The 17,017-nt window shown below is 72.5% G+C and carries 12 protein-coding genes and 1 pseudogene; 7 read left to right on the top strand and 6 right to left on the bottom strand.

The window, feature by feature from the left end:
* The 4 genes and pseudogenes from kdpB (at position 1) to J7462_RS22660 (ending at position 6,406) form a co-directional block, all read left to right on the top strand.
* Positions 1-2,223: a potassium-transporting ATPase subunit KdpB gene (gene kdpB / locus J7462_RS22645; protein WP_219466268.1), complete on the top strand. Its 2,223-nt coding sequence runs from the start codon at positions 1-3 to the stop codon at positions 2,221-2,223.
* On the top strand, positions 2,223-3,104 hold the full coding sequence (locus J7462_RS22650) for a potassium-transporting ATPase subunit C (protein ID WP_219466276.1): 882 nt from the start codon (positions 2,223-2,225) through the stop codon (positions 3,102-3,104). Before kdpB ends, J7462_RS22650 begins: the two co-directional genes overlap by 1 nt.
* A gap of 82 nt (positions 3,105-3,186) precedes the next feature.
* Positions 3,187-5,726: pseudogene (locus tag J7462_RS22655) on the top strand (DUF4118 domain-containing protein).
* Positions 5,723-6,406 carry a response regulator gene (locus tag J7462_RS22660; protein WP_219466278.1) on the top strand — a complete coding sequence of 228 codons (684 nt, stop codon included), beginning with the start codon at positions 5,723-5,725 and terminating at the stop codon, positions 6,404-6,406. Before J7462_RS22655 ends, J7462_RS22660 begins: the two are co-directional and overlap by 4 nt.
* 92 nt (positions 6,407-6,498) lie before the next feature.
* Here J7462_RS22660 and J7462_RS22665 read toward each other — a convergent pair whose 3' ends face one another.
* The gene (locus tag J7462_RS22665) at positions 6,499-6,888 is read right to left on the bottom strand and encodes a DUF1304 domain-containing protein (protein WP_219466280.1); all 390 of its coding nucleotides are present in this window, start codon (positions 6,886-6,888) and stop codon (positions 6,499-6,501) included.
* A 139-nt stretch (positions 6,889-7,027) separates the two neighbouring features.
* Between J7462_RS22665 and J7462_RS22670 the strand changes: the two genes are divergently transcribed.
* Positions 7,028-8,242 (top strand): PP2C family protein-serine/threonine phosphatase, encoded by a 1,215-nt coding sequence (locus J7462_RS22670; RefSeq protein ID WP_255597845.1) that lies wholly within the window; start codon positions 7,028-7,030, stop codon positions 8,240-8,242.
* 66 nt (positions 8,243-8,308) lie between these two features.
* Here J7462_RS22670 and J7462_RS22675 read toward each other — a convergent pair whose 3' ends face one another.
* From J7462_RS22675 to J7462_RS32495, 4 genes are all read right to left on the bottom strand, one after another.
* The gene (locus tag J7462_RS22675) at positions 8,309-8,842 is read right to left on the bottom strand and encodes a hypothetical protein (protein ID WP_219466282.1); all 534 of its coding nucleotides are present in this window, start codon (positions 8,840-8,842) and stop codon (positions 8,309-8,311) included.
* A gap of 48 nt (positions 8,843-8,890) precedes the next feature.
* Entirely contained in the window at positions 8,891-9,541 is a 651-nt protein-coding gene (locus tag J7462_RS22680; RefSeq protein WP_219466285.1) for a hypothetical protein, read from the bottom strand.
* 137 nt (positions 9,542-9,678) lie between these two features.
* Positions 9,679-11,343, bottom strand: a complete 1,665-nt coding sequence (locus J7462_RS32490) for a family 16 glycoside hydrolase (protein ID WP_308290991.1) — start codon at positions 11,341-11,343, stop codon at positions 9,679-9,681.
* On the bottom strand, positions 11,340-12,680 hold the full coding sequence (locus tag J7462_RS32495; protein ID WP_255597846.1) for a PA14 domain-containing protein: 1,341 nt from the start codon (positions 12,678-12,680) through the stop codon (positions 11,340-11,342). The genes J7462_RS32490 and J7462_RS32495 overlap by 4 nt, the downstream gene beginning before the upstream one ends.
* A 263-nt stretch (positions 12,681-12,943) precedes the next feature.
* Between J7462_RS32495 and J7462_RS22690 the strand changes: the two genes are divergently transcribed.
* A complete protein-coding gene (locus J7462_RS22690) occupies positions 12,944-13,615 on the top strand; it encodes a DUF305 domain-containing protein (RefSeq protein WP_219466287.1) in 672 nt (223 codons plus the stop codon).
* A 165-nt stretch (positions 13,616-13,780) separates the two neighbouring features.
* Here the strand turns inward: J7462_RS22690 and J7462_RS22695 are convergent, their stop codons facing one another.
* Positions 13,781-16,330, bottom strand: a complete 2,550-nt coding sequence (locus J7462_RS22695; RefSeq protein WP_255597847.1) for an LVIVD repeat-containing protein — start codon at positions 16,328-16,330, stop codon at positions 13,781-13,783.
* A 336-nt stretch (positions 16,331-16,666) separates the two neighbouring features.
* Here J7462_RS22695 and J7462_RS22700 point away from each other — a divergent pair, with 336 nt between their 5' ends.
* Positions 16,667-17,014 carry an STAS domain-containing protein gene (locus J7462_RS22700; protein WP_308290992.1) on the top strand — a complete coding sequence of 116 codons (348 nt, stop codon included), beginning with the start codon at positions 16,667-16,669 and terminating at the stop codon, positions 17,012-17,014.
* Positions 17,015-17,017 lie beyond the last annotated feature (3 nt).

Below are 17,017 nucleotides of genomic sequence, written 5' to 3' on the forward strand. Positions count from 1 at the left end.
ATGACCGTCCCGTCCGTGGCATCCGGTGGCGAGCAGCCGCCGACCGCCGGCCCAGCCGAGGCCCGGGTGGCGGTGGGCCCACCCGACGGCCGGGCACCGGGTGGTGGCCGGGCCGGTGGCGGCCTGCTGGACCCCCGGCAGCTGCTCCGCTCCCTGCCCGACGCGCTGCGCAAGCTCGACCCGCGCACCCTGTGGCGCAACCCGGTGCTGCTGATCGTGGAGATCGGCGCGGCCTTCACCACCGTCCTGGCGGTGACCGACCCGTCGGTGTTCGGTTGGGCGATCACCGGCTGGCTCTGGCTCACCGTGCTCTTCGCCAACCTCGCCGAGGCGGTCGCCGAGGGCCGGGGCAAGGCGCAGGCCGCCTCGCTGCGGCAGGCCAAGCGGGACACCATCGCCACCCGCCTGGTCGGCTGGTCGCCGGGTGCCCGCGCCGACACCTACACCGACGAGGCGGTGCCCGCGCCGCAGCTGCGGCAGGGCGACGTCGTCCTGGTCAGCGCCGGTGGGACCATCCCCGGCGACGGTGACGTCGTCGAGGGCATCGCCAGCGTCGACGAGTCCGCGATCACCGGTGAGTCCGCGCCGGTGATCCGGGAGTCCGGCGGTGACCGCAGCGCCGTGACCGGCGGCACCCGGGTGCTCTCGGACCGGATCGTCGTGCGGATCACCCAGCGGCCCGGGGAGAGCTTCATCGACCGGATGATCGCCCTGGTCGAGGGGGCCGACCGGCAGAAGACCCCGAACGAGATCGCGCTGAACGTCCTGCTCGCCGCGCTCACCCTGATCTTCCTGCTGGCCGTGGTCACCCTCCAGCCGTTGGCGATCTTCGCCAAGGGTTGGCAGGCCGCCGCGCCCGACACCGGGGCGGTCACCGACGACGGGGTGACCGGGGTGGTGCTGGTGTCCCTGCTGGTCTGCCTGATCCCGACCACCATCGGGGCGCTGCTGTCGGCGATCGGCATCGCCGGCATGGACCGGCTCGTGCAGCGCAACGTGCTGGCCATGAGCGGCCGGGCGGTGGAGGCGGCGGGGGACGTCGACACCCTGCTGTTGGACAAGACCGGCACGATCACCCTGGGCAACCGGCAGGCCGTCGCGTTCCTGCCGGCCGACGGGGTCACCACCGCCGACGTGGCCGCCGCCGCGCAGCTGGCCAGCCTCGCCGACGAGACCCCGGAGGGCCGGTCGGTGGTTGCGCTGGCGACGCAGGAGTTCGGCCTGCGCGCGGAGGAGCCGGGGCTGCTGCCGTACGCCGACTTCGTGCCGTTCACCGCGCAGACCCGGATGAGCGGCGTCGACCTGACGCCGGAGGAGGCGCCGGCCCGCCGGGTCCGTAAGGGGGCGGCGACGGCGGTGCTGACCTGGGTACGGGAGCACGGCGGTCACCCCGGCGAACAGGTCGGTCAGCTGGTCGACGAGATCAGCGGGCTCGGCGGCACCCCGTTGGTGGTGGCCGAACACGTCGCCGGGGAGCCGGCCCGCGCGCTCGGCGTCATCCACCTCAAGGACGTGGTGAAGACCGGGATGCGGGAGCGGTTCGCCGAGCTGCGCCGGATGGGCATCCGGACCGTGATGGTCACCGGCGACAACCCGCGTACCGCGCAGGCGATCGCCGACGAGGCCGGGGTGGACGACGTCCTCGCCGAGGCCACCCCGGAGGACAAGCTCGCCCTGATCCGCCGGGAACAGGAGGGCGGCCGGCTGGTCGCGATGACCGGGGACGGCACCAACGACGCCCCGGCGCTGGCCCAGGCCGACGTCGGGGTCGCGATGAACACCGGCACGTCGGCGGCGAAGGAGGCCGGCAACATGGTCGACCTGGACTCCGACCCGACCAAGCTGATCGAGATCGTGGAGATCGGCAAGCAGTTGCTGATCACCCGGGGCGCGTTGACCACCTTCAGCATCGCCAACGACGTGGCGAAGTACTTCGCGATCATCCCGGCCATGTTCGCCGGCATCTACCCGGGCCTGGACCGGCTCAACGTGATGCGGCTGGGCAGCCCCGAGTCGGCGATCCTCGCGGCGGTGATCTTCAACGCCCTGGTGATCATCGCGCTCGTACCGTTGGCGCTGCGCGGGGTGCGTTACCGGCCGGCTGCCGCGTCCCGGCTGCTCGGCCGCAACCTGCTGGTCTACGGCCTCGGCGGCATCGTCGCGCCGTTCGTCGGCATCAAACTCATCGACCTGCTCATCCAGTTCGTTCCGGGAGTCTCGTGATGCGCCCACCCGCCTGGCTCGCCGCCCACCTCGCCGCGTTGCGCGCCCTGCTCGTGTTCACCGTGCTGCTCGGGGTGGCCTACCCGCTGACCCTGGTCGCCGTCGGCCGGCTCCCCGGCCTCGACGCGAAGACCGACGGTTCGCTGCTGACCGTGGACGGCCGGACCGTCGGCAGCACCCTGATCGGGCAGTCCTTCACCGACGCCGACGGCGACCCCGTCCCGCGCTACTTCCAGTCCCGCCCGTCGGGGGCCGGCGACGGCTACGACCCGACCGCCTCCGGCGCCTCGAACCTCGGCCCGGAGAGCGTGCTGGACGCCCTCGCCGTCGACCCGCAGGACTCGACCCGGAGCCTGCTCAGCCAGGTCTGCGCCCGCAGCCGGGCGGTCGGCCTGCTCGACGGCGTCGACGGGCGGCGGCCGTACTGCACGCCCGACGGGGTGGGGGCGGTGCTGGCGGTGTTCCGCGCCGACGGGCTGACCGGCCGGATCATCCGGGTGGTCAGCGTCAACCAGACCGCCCCGGCCACCCCGTTCGTCACCTCCTGGCAGGGGGTGCCGGTGGAGCTGGCGCAACCCGGGGAGGACTACCGGGCCGCCGGTGGGCTGATCACCCCGGTCCGGGGGGACGCGCCGGCACACCCCGCCGTCCCCGCCGACGCGGTCACCGCCGGCGGCAGCGGCCTCGACCCACACATCAGCCCCGCGTACGCCGGGATCCAGGTGGCCCGGGTGGCGCGGGAGCGCGGCGCGGACCCGGCGGTGGTCCGGCGGCTGGTCGCCGAGCACACCACCGGCCGGACGCTCGGCTTCATGGGTGCCCCCGCGGTGAACGTGCTGGCCCTCAACCTGGCCCTCGACCGGAGCCTGCCCGCCCGCTGAGCCCCGACGCCGGCACCCCTGCCCGGGGTGCCGGCCCGGCGGTCGCGCCCCGGGGCGGTACGCACAGCGAGAGGATGGTCCTGTGCCACGAGGTGAACTGCGCATCTACCTGGGTGCCGCCCCCGGCGTCGGCAAGACGTACGCCATGTTGGAGGAGGCCCGGCGGCGGGCCGAGCGGGGCGCCGACGTGCTGGTCGGCCTGGTGGAGACGCACGGCCGGCCGCACACCGCCGCGATGATCGGCGACCTGGCGGTGCTGCCCCGGCGCACGCTGCGCTACCGGGACGCCGAGTTCACCGAGCTGGACCTCGACGCCGTGCTGGCCCGCCGCCCGGAGCTGGTCGTGGTCGACGAGTTGGCGCACACCAACGTGCCCGGCTCCCGGCACGGCAAGCGCTGGCAGGACGTCCAGGAACTGCTCGACGCGGGCATCTCGGTGCTGTCGACGGTCAACGTCCAGCACCTGGAGTCACTCAACGACGTGGTCGCCCGCATCACCGGCACCACCCAGCGGGAGACCGTCCCGGACGCCGTGGTCCGCGCCGCCGAACAGGTCGAACTGGTCGACATGACCCCGGAGGCGCTGCGCCGGCGGATGGCGCACGGCAACATCTACCGGCCCGACCGGATCGACGCGGCGCTGGGCAACTACTTCCGGGTCGGCAACCTCACCGCGCTGCGTGAGCTGGCCCTGCTCTGGCTGGCCGACAAGGTCGACGACCAGCTCGACCGGTACCGGGCCCAGGAGGGCATCTCCGCCACCTGGGAGGCCCGGGAACGGGTCGTCGTCGCCCTCACCGGCGGCCCGGAGGGGGACACCCTGATCCGCCGGGCGGCCCGGATCGCCGCCCGCAGCAAGGGGGCCGACCTGCTCGCCGTGCACGTGGCCCGCGACGACGGGCTGGCCGGGGCGGACCCGGCCCAGCTCGCCCGGCAGCGGGTCCTGGTGGAGAGCCTCGGCGGCAGCTACCACCAGGTGCTCGGCGGGGACGTCCCGGCCGCCCTGCTCGACTTCGCCCGGGGGGTCAACGCCACCCAACTGGTGCTCGGCGCGAGCCGGCGCGGCCGGTTCGCCCAGCTGATCGCCCGGGGCGTCGGCGTCACCACCACGGCCCGCTCCGGGGCGATCGACGTGCACCTGGTCACCCACCCGCAGGCCGGGCGGGGCCGGCGCGGGGCCGGGATGCCGGCCGCGCTGTCCCGACGGCGTCGGCTGCTCGGGTTCGCCCTCGCCGGGCTGGGCCTGCCGCTGCTCACCCTGCTGCTGTCGGTGTTGCCGGACCTCACCCTGACCAACGACATCCTGATCTTCCTGGCCGGGGTGGTCGGAGTGGCGCTGGTCGGTGGGCTCTGGCCGGCACTGGTCGCCGCGCTCGGCGGATCGCTGCTGCTGAACTGGTTCTTCACCCCGCCGTACCGCACGCTGACCATCGCCGAGGCGGACAATCTCCTCGCGCTGGGCGTCTTCGTCGGGGTGGCGGTCGCGGTGAGCTGGGTGGTGGACGTGGCGGCCCGGCGTACCCGGGAAGCGGCCCGGGCCGCCGCCGACGCGCAGACCCTGGCCACCGTCGCCGGTGGCGTGCTGAGCGGTGAACGGCCGCTGCCGGCGCTGCTCGACCGGCTGCGGGAGACCTTCGGGCTGCGCGCGGTCAGCGTCCTGGAACTCGTCCCCGACGCGCGGGGGCGGCCCGGCCGGGCCCACGAGGAGGGGGCCTGGCGTCGGGTCGCCAGCGTCGGGGTGGACCCGGCGGGCAGCCCTGGCGCGGGGGAGACCACGGTGCCGGTCGACGACCGGCTGACCGTGGTGCTCAGCGGCCGTCGGCTGGAGGCCGCCGACCGGCGCATCGTCGAGGCGTTCGCCGCGCAGGCCGCCGTCGCGCTGCGCCAGGAACGACTCGCCGAGGAAGCCGCCACCGCCCGGCCGCTCGCCGAGGCCGACCGGTTACGCACCGCGCTGCTCGCCGCCGTCAGCCACGACCTGCGTACCCCGTTGGCGTCGGCGAAGGCCGCGGTGAGCAGCCTGCGCAGCCCCGACGTCGACTTCGACCCCGAGGACCGGGCCGAGTTGCTCGCCACCGCCGACGAGTCCCTGGACCGGCTCGGCCGGCTGGTGGCGAACCTGCTCGACATGAGCCGGTTGCAGGCCGGCGCGCTGGGTGTCACCCGCACCGCGATCGGGCTGGAGGACGCCGTACCGCTGGCCCTGGACGAGCTGGGGCCGGCCGCCGCCGACGTACGGACCGACATTCCCGCCGACCTGCCGGCGGTCGACGCCGACCCGGGCCTGCTGGAACGGGTGCTGGTCAACATCGTCGCGAACGCCCTGCGGCACAGCCCGGCCGGGCAGCCGCCCACGCTTACCGCCAGCAGCCACGCCGGGCAGGTGGAGCTGCGGGTCATCGACACTGGCCCCGGCATCCCCGAGGACCGTTGGGAGCACGTCTTCCTGCCGTTCCAGCGGCTCGGCGACCGGGACAACCAGACCGGGGTGGGGTTGGGGCTGGCCCTGTCGCGGGGCTGGCCGAGGCGATGGGTGGCAGCATCACCCCGGAGACCACCCCCGGTGGGGGGCTGACCATGGTGTTGCGGCTGCCCGCCGCCGACGAGAGGCCGGACCGGTGACCCGCATCCTGGTCGTCGACGACGAACCGCAGATCCTCCGCGCGCTGCGGATCAACCTGCGCGCCCGGGGGTACGACGTCGAGGTCGCCGGGACCGGCACGGCCGCGCTGAAGGCCGCCGCCGCCCACCCGCCGGACCTGGTGGTGCTCGACCTGGGCCTGCCCGACCTCGACGGCGTGGAGGTCATCCGGGGCCTGCGCGGCTGGACCACCATCCCGATCATCGTGCTGTCCGGGCGGGCCGGCAGCGCGGACAAGGTAGCCGCCCTCGACGCCGGTGCCGACGACTACGTCACCAAGCCGTTCGGGGTCGACGAACTCCTCGCCCGGATCCGCGCCGTCACCCGTCGGCTCGCCACCTCACCTGTCGACGCGACGGCCACCGCCCAGGTGGGTCGGCACACCGTCGATCTCGCCACCCGCACCGTCACCCGGGACGACGGCACCGAGGTCCGGCTCACCCCCACCCAGTGGGCGGTGCTGGAACGGCTGCTGCGTCACCCCGGCAAGCTGATCAGCCAACGTCAGCTCCTGCACGAGGTGTGGGGGCCGGAGTACCAGCAGGAGACCAACTACCTGCGGCAGTACCTGGCGCAGCTGCGACGCAAGCTGGAGGACGACCCGGCCCGGCCCCGGCACCTGATCACCGAGCCGGGCATGGGCTACCGCTACCGCCCCTGACCGCCTCAGGCCGTGCCCCGACGGTCACCGGGCTGGCGGTTCTCGTCGGTTCACGGCCGCCTCCGTCACCGGGCGTCGCTGTCCCGCCTCCGCTACCCGAGGCTGAGCCCGATCGCCAGGGCGGCGACGGCGAGGAGCGGGGGGACGAGCTGCTTGAGCGCGGCACTGGCCTTGTCGGGTGCCGAGATCAGCAGCACCAGCCCGGCGGCGACCATCGACCCGGCGCCGACGAAGACCAGGGTCGCGCCGACGGTGTGCGCGCCGACGGCGTAGGCGACGATGCCGACGACGATCGCGACGGCCAGGAAGAGGTTGTAGAAACCCTGGTTGAAGGCGAGCTGCCGGGTGGCCTCCGCCTCCTCGCGGCTGGTGCCGAAGACCGCGCGGGCGCGGGCGGTGGTCCAGACGACCGACTCCAGGTAGAAGATGTAGACATGGATGAGGCCGGCGATGCCGGCCAGGACGAGTCCCGCGACGACCACGACCCTGCCTCCTTCGTTGGCGCGGACCCGAGATGTCCGCCACGGTCATTCTCCCTGCCCGCCGTGCTGCCCGAATCAGGTGTTGGCGGTTTGCCGTGTGCCTCCTACGGTGTGGAGGACAAGATGGGGGAGGTTCAGGTTGGCCGACGCGGGTGACGCGGTGCGGTGGCTCCAGCTCGCCGCACCCCGCGGCGGGCCGGACGATCTGCCCCTGCTGGTGAACCGGGCCGCGCCGGCCATGGACGCCACCGAGATCGTGATCTACCTGGCGGACTACCAGCAGGCCAGCCTCGTACCGTTGCTCGGTGCCGGTCTCGACCGGGGTGAGCTGGCGATCGAGACGACCCTCGCCGGTCGGGCGTTCACCGGCCTCGACGTGCAGCACGCGGCCGACAGCGCGGACCGGATCTGGGTGCCGCTGCTCGTCGGGTGCGAACGGATGGGCGTGCTGGAGATCGTCTCGCCGGCCGCCGGGGACCCGGCGATGAACGAGCCGGCCTGGGAGTTGGCGACCTGCGTCGCGCAACTCGTGGTGAACCGCCGACCGTACGGCGACGTGGTGGAGCGGCTGCGGCGTCGGCTGCCGATGCAGGTCGCCGCCGAGATCGTCTGGGGCCTGCTGCCCCCGCTGACCTTCGCCACCGACGACATGCTGCTCACCACCATCCTCGAACCGTGCTACGACGTCGGCGGGGACATCTTCGACTACGCGCTCAACGGTGACGTGCTCAGCGTCGGGCTGTTCGACACCTGCGGACACGGCATCAAGGCGAGCACCCTGGCCTCCCTGGTGGTCAGCGCCTACCGCAACGCGCGCCGCTGTGGCCTAGACCTGGTCGACACGGCGACCAGCATCGACAGGTGGGTGCGCTCCGAGCACCCGCACATGTTCGCCACGGCGCTCCTGGTCGAGTTGGAGCGGAGCACCGGCCGGCTCCGGGTGATCAACGCCGGCCACCCGGGCGCGCTGCTGCTGCGCGACGGCAAGGCGATCCGTGAGTTGCCGGGCCCGACCGCGCTCCCGCTCGGCCTGGGCCACCTGGCGACCCAGCGCCCCGAGGTGTACGAGGAGGAGCTGCACCCCGGGGACCGCATCCTCGCCTACACCGACGGCATCACCGACGCGCGGGGCGTCGACGGGGAACGGTTCGGGTTGACGCGTCTCGTCGACTTCGTCAACCGGGCCCTCAACGACAAGTTGGCTACCCCGGAGACGATGCGCCGGCTGGTGCGCGCGGTGGTCGCCTACCAGGAGGGGCAGCTCGACGACGACGCGACGGCGCTGCTGCTGGAGTGGCGTCCACCGCACGCACCGCTGTCCCACCTGCGCGAGCGCACGACCAGCGGACCGTGAGGGCGACGACCCCAGGGTGAGCGTCGCCAGGTGCCCGGGAGCCCTGGTCACGAGGATGCGCACCGCTCAGCCGGCGAGACCACGTTCCGTCGCCCAGTGGTGGGGGCGGGGCATGGGGACGGGGTCGGTCTGCTGCCGCTGGTCGGGCTCGGCAAGCCGGAGCAGGCGGTACATGGTGCGCCGCAGCAGCACGCCGGCATTGCCCGGGCGGGCGGTCAACGCAGCCATCACCGTCTCGGGGTCGACCTCGCCGGTCAGGGCGAGTTGGGAGATCAGCGGCTGTCGGGGGTCCAGGCGGGGTGCGTGGGTGGCGAGCAGGTGCTGGGCCGTACCGGTGGCCGGTACCGGTCCCTGGGCGGGGAGCAGCAGGGTCCGGCGTCCGATGGCGGCGGCGTAGGCCGTGACGGAGCCGTGGTCGCCGACGACGTGGTCGGCGGCAACCACCGGGCCACGCCAGTCCTCGGTCGGATCGGGCAGCAGCAACCCGGCGTCGAGGCAGCCCCGGAGCCAGGCGCGGATCTGGCGGTGCCCGTGTCCGTCCCAGATCGCGGGGTGCAGCAGCGCGGCCACCCGGTACCGGTCCGCCGGGAGCTGTTTCATCAACTGTGGAAGCAGGTCCGGCCAGCGGCCGAAGGCACCGTCCCTGCCCTAGGTGGAGGAGACCACGACGAGTTGCTGATGCTCGCCCAACCCCATGGCCCGCCGGTAGTCCGGGCGGCGGGGAAGGCTGGCGACGAGCCGGTCGACGCAGGGGTCGCCGACGACCACAGCCGCCTCGACCGCCTCCGGGCACTGCCGACGCAGCACCTCCAACTCACGGTCGTGGGAGAGGGCGAGGGCTGTCGGGAGCACGCGCCCGTCATGGGTCAGCCGTTGGGCGTCGAGACCGTACACCGGTGGGTCTGCGAGCACCGGCGCGTCGGACGGACCGGGTCGCACCCGCTTGCTCCGTCCGGCCCCGTGGGCCAGCAGCAGGAGCGGCGCGTGCAGTTGGTGCAGCCCGCCGTGGGCGGCGGCGATGCCGAGGTCGAAGTGCTCCCGGACGGCCTGGTACCAGGGCAGGACGAGCGCGCCGAGCCGGTCGAGGAACCGTGCCACCTGATGGTTGAAGACGTCCGGCGCTACGGTGAAGACCACCTGCACGCGGGGGTCGCCCTCGACGTACCCGATGACGTCCAGCAAGCGTTGGCAGCTCGCGATGGTGTGGGCCACGACGAGCGTCGGCCGGCAACCCGACCGGCTCACCCAGCGGCTGGCGTCGATGCCGACGGGGGCGGGTGACCACTCCAGCGACGTCATTGACGTAACTCTATCCAGGCTCGCGCGGAGTTCGGTGCCGGGGCGGATCCGCGCCTGAAGGAGGTGCCGATCAGGCCAGCCCGCGACGCGGCGCGGCCGGGGCCGTCGAAACGGTCCCGGCCGCGTCTCCTACCGGGTCACCCGTCGAGCGGCTTGATCCAGATGTTGCGGTACTGGACCGGGTTGCCGTGGTCCTGGAGCCGGATCGCGCCGGCCGCCGGGCCCTCCGGCCGGCTGCCGCCGGTCGGGCCGAGGATCTCCACGTCGTCGTGCACGGTGACGCCGTTCCACACCACGGTCACCCGGGGGTTCGCCACCTTGACGCCGGCCGCGTCGTAGCGGGCCTGCCGGTACTCGATGTCGTACGTCTGCCAGGTCTGGGGCGGTCGGGCCGCGTTCACGTCGGGCGCCTTCTGGGTGTAGATGGCGGCGGAGTCGTTGTTCTGCGGCGGGTCGACGCCGAACGAGTCGAGCACCTGGATCTCGTAGCGGTCCTGGAGGTAGACCCCGCTGTTGGCGCGCTGCTGCCCGGTCACCTCCGGTGGGTAGAGCGGCAGGTTGAACTCCACGTGCAGCCGGAAGTCGCCGAACGCCTGCACGGTGCGCAGGTCACCGCCGCGTACGGTCATGGTGTTGCCGGCGAGCGTCCACTCCGGCTCGCGCCCGTCGGTGTGCTGCCACTCGGTGAGGTCGCCGCCGTCGAACAGGGTGATCCGTTCGCCGCGTGGCCGGACGGCGAGCACGTCGAGGTTGACGTGCCCGGAGTCGGCGCTCTCCTTGCGGTACTCGACGATGTTGCGACCCCGCCGCAGGTGTGCCCTGCTGGTGACGGTGCCCCACTCCTCCCAGGTGACGGTGGACGGGAAGACCGTCTGTTCGATCCGCTTGCCGTTGACGTACAGGCTGAGCTGTTTCGGGCCGGAGAACGGGTTGGGGCCGTTGCTGTAGCGCATCGCCAGGTCGTGGTTGCCGGCCTCGGGGACGTCGACGGAGATCCGGGTCGACGCGCCGTCGTCGGCGAACCCGGCGGCGAAGCCGGCACCGGAGTAGGCGGCGTGGTCGGTGGCCAGGCCGACGCCGACGGTGCGACCCTCCTCGGCCTCGAAGAAGGTCTGCGGCTGGGACACCCGGCCGGGGATCTCGTTGAGCGTGTACCAGGCCTCGGTGTTCCACAACTGCTCGCCGTCGGCGGCGGAGAACGGGCGCGGGGAGCGGACGTGCACCACCCGGTTCTCCTTGAGGCCGGGGATGCGCAGCCGGACGGTGCGCCCGTTGGCCGCCAGCACCGCCCGGGTCACGGTGAGTGTCTCCAGGTCGAGCTTGGGCCCGCCGTACTGGCTGGTCGCCCCGTAGCGCCACTGCGTCACCTGGTACGCCCCGGCGAGCCGCGCGGCGGTCTCGGCCGAGATCGGCTCGGTGTATTCCAGGTCGAACCCGTTGGCGGTGGCCCGCATCTGCTTGACCTCGAAGGCCGAGGTGCCGTTGGGGGTGAGCTTCTGCAGGCCGTAGGTGAGTTTGCCCTCCTGGCCCCAGTTGCCGCCGGCCCCCACGCCGCCCACGTAGACCGCGCCGTCGGGGCCGAGGGTGACCTCGTTGACGCCGGCCTCCAGGCCCTGCGTGTGCCGGAACACCGCCCCCTGGTACTGCCCCTCGACCTCGTCGAGGTAGACCCGTTGCAGGCCGCCGTAGGTGACGTCGCCGACGACGAGCTGCCCGGCGTACGGCCCCTGCGCGAGCAGCACGGGGCTGGACGGGGAGTTGCCGATCTCGTTCTGCGGGAGCCAGACGATCGGTCGGGTCACCGGCTTGTCGTCGTACGGCCCGTCGGGGCTGGTGTAGTGGTTGAAGAACGCCCCCTGCTGGATCTGGACCAGCTTGGACGCGGGCAGCCAGCCACCCTGGTTGTCGGTGACGAGGACCTCGCCGCGCGGCCCCAGCCAATCCCGTTCGGGGTGCGCAGCCCACCGGCCACATAGGTGATCTTGCCGGTCCGGGCGTTGACCTTGATCGAGGTGCCCCGGTTCGCGGCGGGCTGCGGCACTGTGGTGGCGCCGCCCTGGTTGATCGCGACCGACAGGTTGAGGTGGAAGAACCCGTCCCGGTAGAGCAGGCCGAAGGCGAACTCGTGGAAGTTGCCGCCCCACGGCCAGGTGGCGACCGTACGGCGGTCGTCGGCGTCGCCGTCGCCGTCGGTGTCGCGCAGCGCGGTCAGCTCGTGCTTCTGGCTGACGTAGACGGTGCCGTCGACCACGGCGACGCCCTGCGGCTCGCGCAGCCCGTCGGCGAACCGGTGGTAGGTCACCTGGTCGGGGCCGGTCGCGCCGGTAGCGCCCTCGGCCACCCAGATCTCGCCGGTGGCGTTGTCGGTGCCGCCCCAGGTGCTCAGGACCAGCGCGCCGTCGGGGCGGAACGCCATCCCGGTGACCTGCGGCCGGAACCCGTCGGGGCGCAGGTCGGTGAGGGTGTAGCCGGGGTGCACCCGGTCGAGCGGCAGACCGTCGCCGGCCGAGTCGGTGGCCCCCTCGCAGTACTTCCAGCCCGGCGCGGTCACCCGGACCACCCCGGCCTCGGTGCTCAGGGCGGAGTTCGGGACGAGGGTGAAGTCGGCGTTGCCCGGTGGACGCCACTCCAGCCGCAGCACCTGGCCGCCGCCGTCGTCGAAGTGCTCGATGCGCAGCGGGTGCCGGCCGGCGATGAGGGTGACCGTGCCGTCCTTGGCGGTCTCGCCGTGCAGCCCGTCGTGGTCGACGACGACCGCGTCGCCGATGGTCAGCCGGGAGCCGTCGTCACTGGTGAGGCGGAAGGCGTAGGTGCCGTCCACGGGCGCGGCGAGGTTGGCGGTGACGTGGCTGATGAACCGGTCGGCGAGCCCGAAGTCATCCGTGCTGGTCCAGTTGACCTGCGGCATCAGCTTGTCGACGTTGGGCGTCTGCGCGGGCTTGAGGGTGCACAGCGCGGACAGCGGGGTGCCCATGTCGTACGAGCGCAGGGTGACGCCGGGTTCCTGGGGCGGGAGGTCGGCGGTGGGTGCGGCGGTGGCCGGGGTGACGGAGGCGGTGGCGAGCACGGTGGCCAGGGCGGTGCCGGCGGCCACGAGCACGGGTCTGCGACGCCAGCGACGCCGGTGCGGGGCGGTCATGGTTCCTCCAGTGGTGGTGGGCCCGGCCGGGGAGGGACCGCGCCACTTTCTCCCGATGGCGGGTCGGTATGGAACGCGTCACACCAAAGATTGATCGCAGACACTAGCACTTTGGATCGATTCGGGGAAACTTTTCGATGAGTGAGCGAAAGTGGCTACGGATGGGCCCGATTCCACCGACTCGTGGGCTGGTGGGGGTGCCGGGATTGAGGCACTATTCCCAGGGACTCTGCGCAGCTCAAGCCCAGACTGGTAGGTGAATCGTGCCGCTGCCCCGTCGCGTGGTCGTTTCCGGTGTGGTCGCCACGGTCGTCCTCGGCGCGGTGGTGGGAGTGGCCCTCTGGGTGGGCCGGGACGACCCGGCCTACCAGCCGCCGACATCACGCGTGGTGCAGCCGGGCGCACCCGGCCAGCCGGGTCGGCAACTGTCCGGCACCGACCTGGCGCAGGTCTCGCCGCCCGGGTTCACCGCAGCCGACAGCCGGTTCGTCCAGGGCATGATCCCGCACCACACGCAGGCGCTGGCGATGACCGCGCTGCTGGCCGGACGGACCACCAGCCCGGACGTGACGCTGCTGGCCAAGCGGATCGAGGTGTCGCAGGGCGACGAGATCGCCCGGATGCGCACCTGGCTGGCCGAGCGCAACGTGCCGGCCGCCGGCCCGCACGACGGGGCGGCGCACGACGCGCTCATGCCGGGAATGCTGACCGCCGCCCAGTTCGACCAGCTCAAGCAGGCTAGTGGTACGGAGTTCGACCGGCTCTTCCTCACCGCGATGATCCGCCACCACCAGGGCGCGTTGACCATGGTGGAGCAGCTGTACGCGGGCGGCGGCGGGCTGGAGCCGGCGAGCGACCAGTTCGCCCGCGAGGTCAACGCCGACCAGGGCATCGAGATCCAACGGATGCAGCAGATGCTGGCCAAACTCGGCTGAGCTGCCGTCGGGCGGCACCGGTTCGGGTGCTGGCCAAACTCGGCTGAGCCGCCGTCGGGCGGCACCGGACCGGGCCGCAGGAGTCGGGGAACGGCCGGGGCCTGCCCAGCGTCGCTGGGCAGGCCCCGGTTCGTGCGATCCGTCGGTCCCGCCGGACCGGGCGGGTTACCTGTCGAGCTGGTCGATCAGCGCCTGGGCGTCGCGGACCAGCAGGTTGCGCGCGCCGACGGCGTTGAGCGCACGGGCCTGGTCGACGAAGGTGGTCAGGTGGGTGACCGCCTCCGCCGGCTGCCCGCCGCTGGCCGCCGCGGCGGCCTTGCCGAGGCTGGTGGTCAGCTTGTCGGCGTTGCCCGCGCTGACGGTGCCGGCGGACCGGTAACCGTCCACGAGGGACCGCAGGTCGGCGAAGGACGTCGTCGTGGTGAACGTGACGGACCGGTTGGTGGTGTTGCCGGCCTTGTCCTTCGCGGTCACCGTCAGGGTGTGGCTGCCCAGCGGGAGGCTGGACAGGGCGACCGTCGTCCCCCGGGCGACCCGCTTGCCGTCCAGCAGCGCGCTGTCCGGGTTGATGCCGGGCCCGGAACCGGTGTCGGTGACCGACCAGTCCACCGTCACCGCACCGGAGTCACCGTACGAGGTGCCGTCGGTGAGCCCGGAAACCTGCACGGCGGGTGCCGTCCGGTCGATCTTGAGCCACTGGCTGCCCTGCCGGGAGGTGTTGCCGGCCCCGTCGACGGCCCGGTATCGCACCGGACCCTTGACGTCGGCGCTGATCGTCGCGACACCGCTGGCCGGGACGTCCACCCAGGTCACGCCGTCGTCGATCGAGTACTGACCGGTCCAGAGACCGGCGATCAGGCCGGTGAGGGTGAGCGTGACGTCACCGGTGTACCAGCCGTTGCTGCCGGTCGGCTCGGCCGGGCCCACCGTGGCGGCGACCCTCGGGTTGAAGGTGTCCGCCAGGTCCACCACGGACTGCCGGAGCGTGCGGTGCGCTGCGGTGTCGAGCTTGTCGGCCAGGGCACGCAGTTGCTCCTCGGCGGCGAACCGCCTGCCCTCGGCGGCGAATCCGCTGGCCCGGGAGAGGACCGCGTCGACCTCCGTGCTCAGCGCCGGGTCGATCGCGCCGGCCCGTACCACCTGGTCGTGGTAGGCGCGGACGAGCGCGAAGCTCGGCGTCCAGCTGATCTTCGGCTGGCCCTGGGCGTTGAACCCGGCCAGCTTCACCTGGCCGGCGGCCTCGATCTCGGCGGCCGACAGGTGCGCGCTGGGGGTCAGCTTGAACACGTCGAAACCGCGGGCGATCTCGTTGCCGTAGAGGTTGCCGTTGTACCAGTACGCCGACCAGAAGCCACCGAGCACGAGTGAGGTCGGGCTGACCGGCCCCCGGTCGAAGTACGCGATCTCCCGTGGGTGCGCCGAGTCGGTGAAGTCGAACACCGAGATGCCGCCCTGGTACCAGGCCTGCATCATGATGTCGCGGCCCGGCACCGGAATCAGCGAGCCGTTGTGCGCGACGCAGTTCTCCTGCAGCGACTGGGGCACCGGCAGCTTGTAGTAGCTGGCGAAGGTCATCTTCCGGTCGACGATGTCGAAGATGGCGTTGGCGCCCCACTGCGGCTGGTCGGTGTCGCGGCAGCGTGCGCCGCTGCCCCCGCCCCACTCGTCAGTGAAGATCACCTTGGTGCCGTCGTTGTTGAACGTCGCCGAGTGCCAGTACGCGAAGTTCGGGTCGGCCACCTCGTCGATCCGCTTCGGGTTGGCCGGGTCCGAGATGTCGATCAGGATGCCGTTGCCCTGACACGCGCCGGCCGCCAGGCCGATCGCCGGGTAGGCGGTGATGTCGTGGCAGGCGTTGGTGTTCGGCGTGGGCGACCAGGTCGACCCGGACGGGTGCCGGGGCGTCACCGGGCCGTTCTGGAGGCCGTCGACCCGACCCGTGGCCGGGTCCTGGAACAGTCGCGGTTGGTTGACCACGGCGGCGTTCTGGGGTGCGGCCACCGGCACCTTGATCACGTCGATCCGCCACCGCGACGGGTTCTCCCCGTCGGCGGCGTTGTTGTTGCACCCCTCCATCGTGGTCGCCGGGCGCACGGATGCCGTACCGGAGACGTAGATGTAGATGTTGTCGGCGTCGCGGGGGTCGGTCACCACCGTGTGGGTGTGCGAGCCACGGCAGAGCTGAACCCCCGCGACCTGCACCGGGTTGCGGACGTCGCTGATGTCGAAGATCCGCACGCCCTGGAACCGGGTGCCGACGTTGGGGTTCGTGCCGCAGTCGACCCGTCCCCGGGTCTCCTCGACCGACATGAAGAGCAGGTTGCCCTGGACGGAGAGGTCACCCTGCCCACCGGGGCACACCACGCTGGTGACCAGGGTCGGCTCGGCCGGGTTGGCCACGTCGGTGATCGTGAAGCCGTTGTAGTTGCCCTGGAAGGCGTACCGGCCGCCGAAGGCGAGGTCCGAGTTGTAGTACCCGCCGTTGCCAGGGTTGGTCGGGTCGACGAATCCGGCCGGCTTGTCGCGGTGCGCCACCTGTTCGAGGTTGCTGATCGCGGACTGTGCGTCGAGCCAGCCCGCGCCGAGGCCGACGCGTGGGTCGGGCTCGGCCGCCGACGCCGTACCGGGGATCGCGCCGGCCAGGAGCAGCCCGGCGGCCATCAGGCCGAGTGCCCGTCGGCCCCGGCGTGCCCTGGGGGTTGAGGGAGTGGTCATGTATCGCCTTCCGATCGAAGGACCAGCCGCGACGTCCACATAGGGAGAAACGCGCCGCGTGAGTAAGGACCGTACCGACGATCAGTCGCTGGTCAAGATACTCATGTGAGTTATGTACGCGTTTGCGCGGCAAGCCGTGCGCAATTGCCTCCGGACGACCGCGCAGGTCACGACAGGCGTAGGAAGCGCCGGCCCGGTCCGTGCGCCAGTCGTCGAGTCGCCACCGACCCGCCCACCCGGCGGGCGTCGCCGAGCGCTCATGGGTGGTTTCTGGCACCGTGGGAACGACGTACTGCGTCATCGGATGTCCGGTACGTCGCAACGAAGGGGGTTCACGTGGAATTCACGATGTCGACCCGCCAGGAGGGTGCCGGCACAGTGCTGGAGATCGCCGGTGACCTGGACATGAGCACCACCCCGCAGTTGCGGGAACGGTTACGCGAAGTGGTCGAGGGCGGCGCCCGGGTCGTGGTGGTCGACCTGACCGGTGTCGGGTTCATGGACTCCAGCGGCCTCGGCGCGCTCGTGGTCGCCTATCGGGAGCTGCGGGAACGCAACGGCTGGCTCGGGCTGGCCGGGGTCCGCCGGCCGGTCCGCACGGTGTTGTCGATCACGTCGGTCGACCAGGTCATCGGCATCTTCGACACGGTGCCCGACGCCGAGGCGGCGGCCCGGGTGTCGTGATCC

Source organism: Micromonospora sp. RL09-050-HVF-A (genome assembly GCF_019374995.1).
Classification (GTDB): Bacteria; Actinomycetota; Actinomycetes; order Mycobacteriales; family Micromonosporaceae; genus Micromonospora; species Micromonospora antibiotica.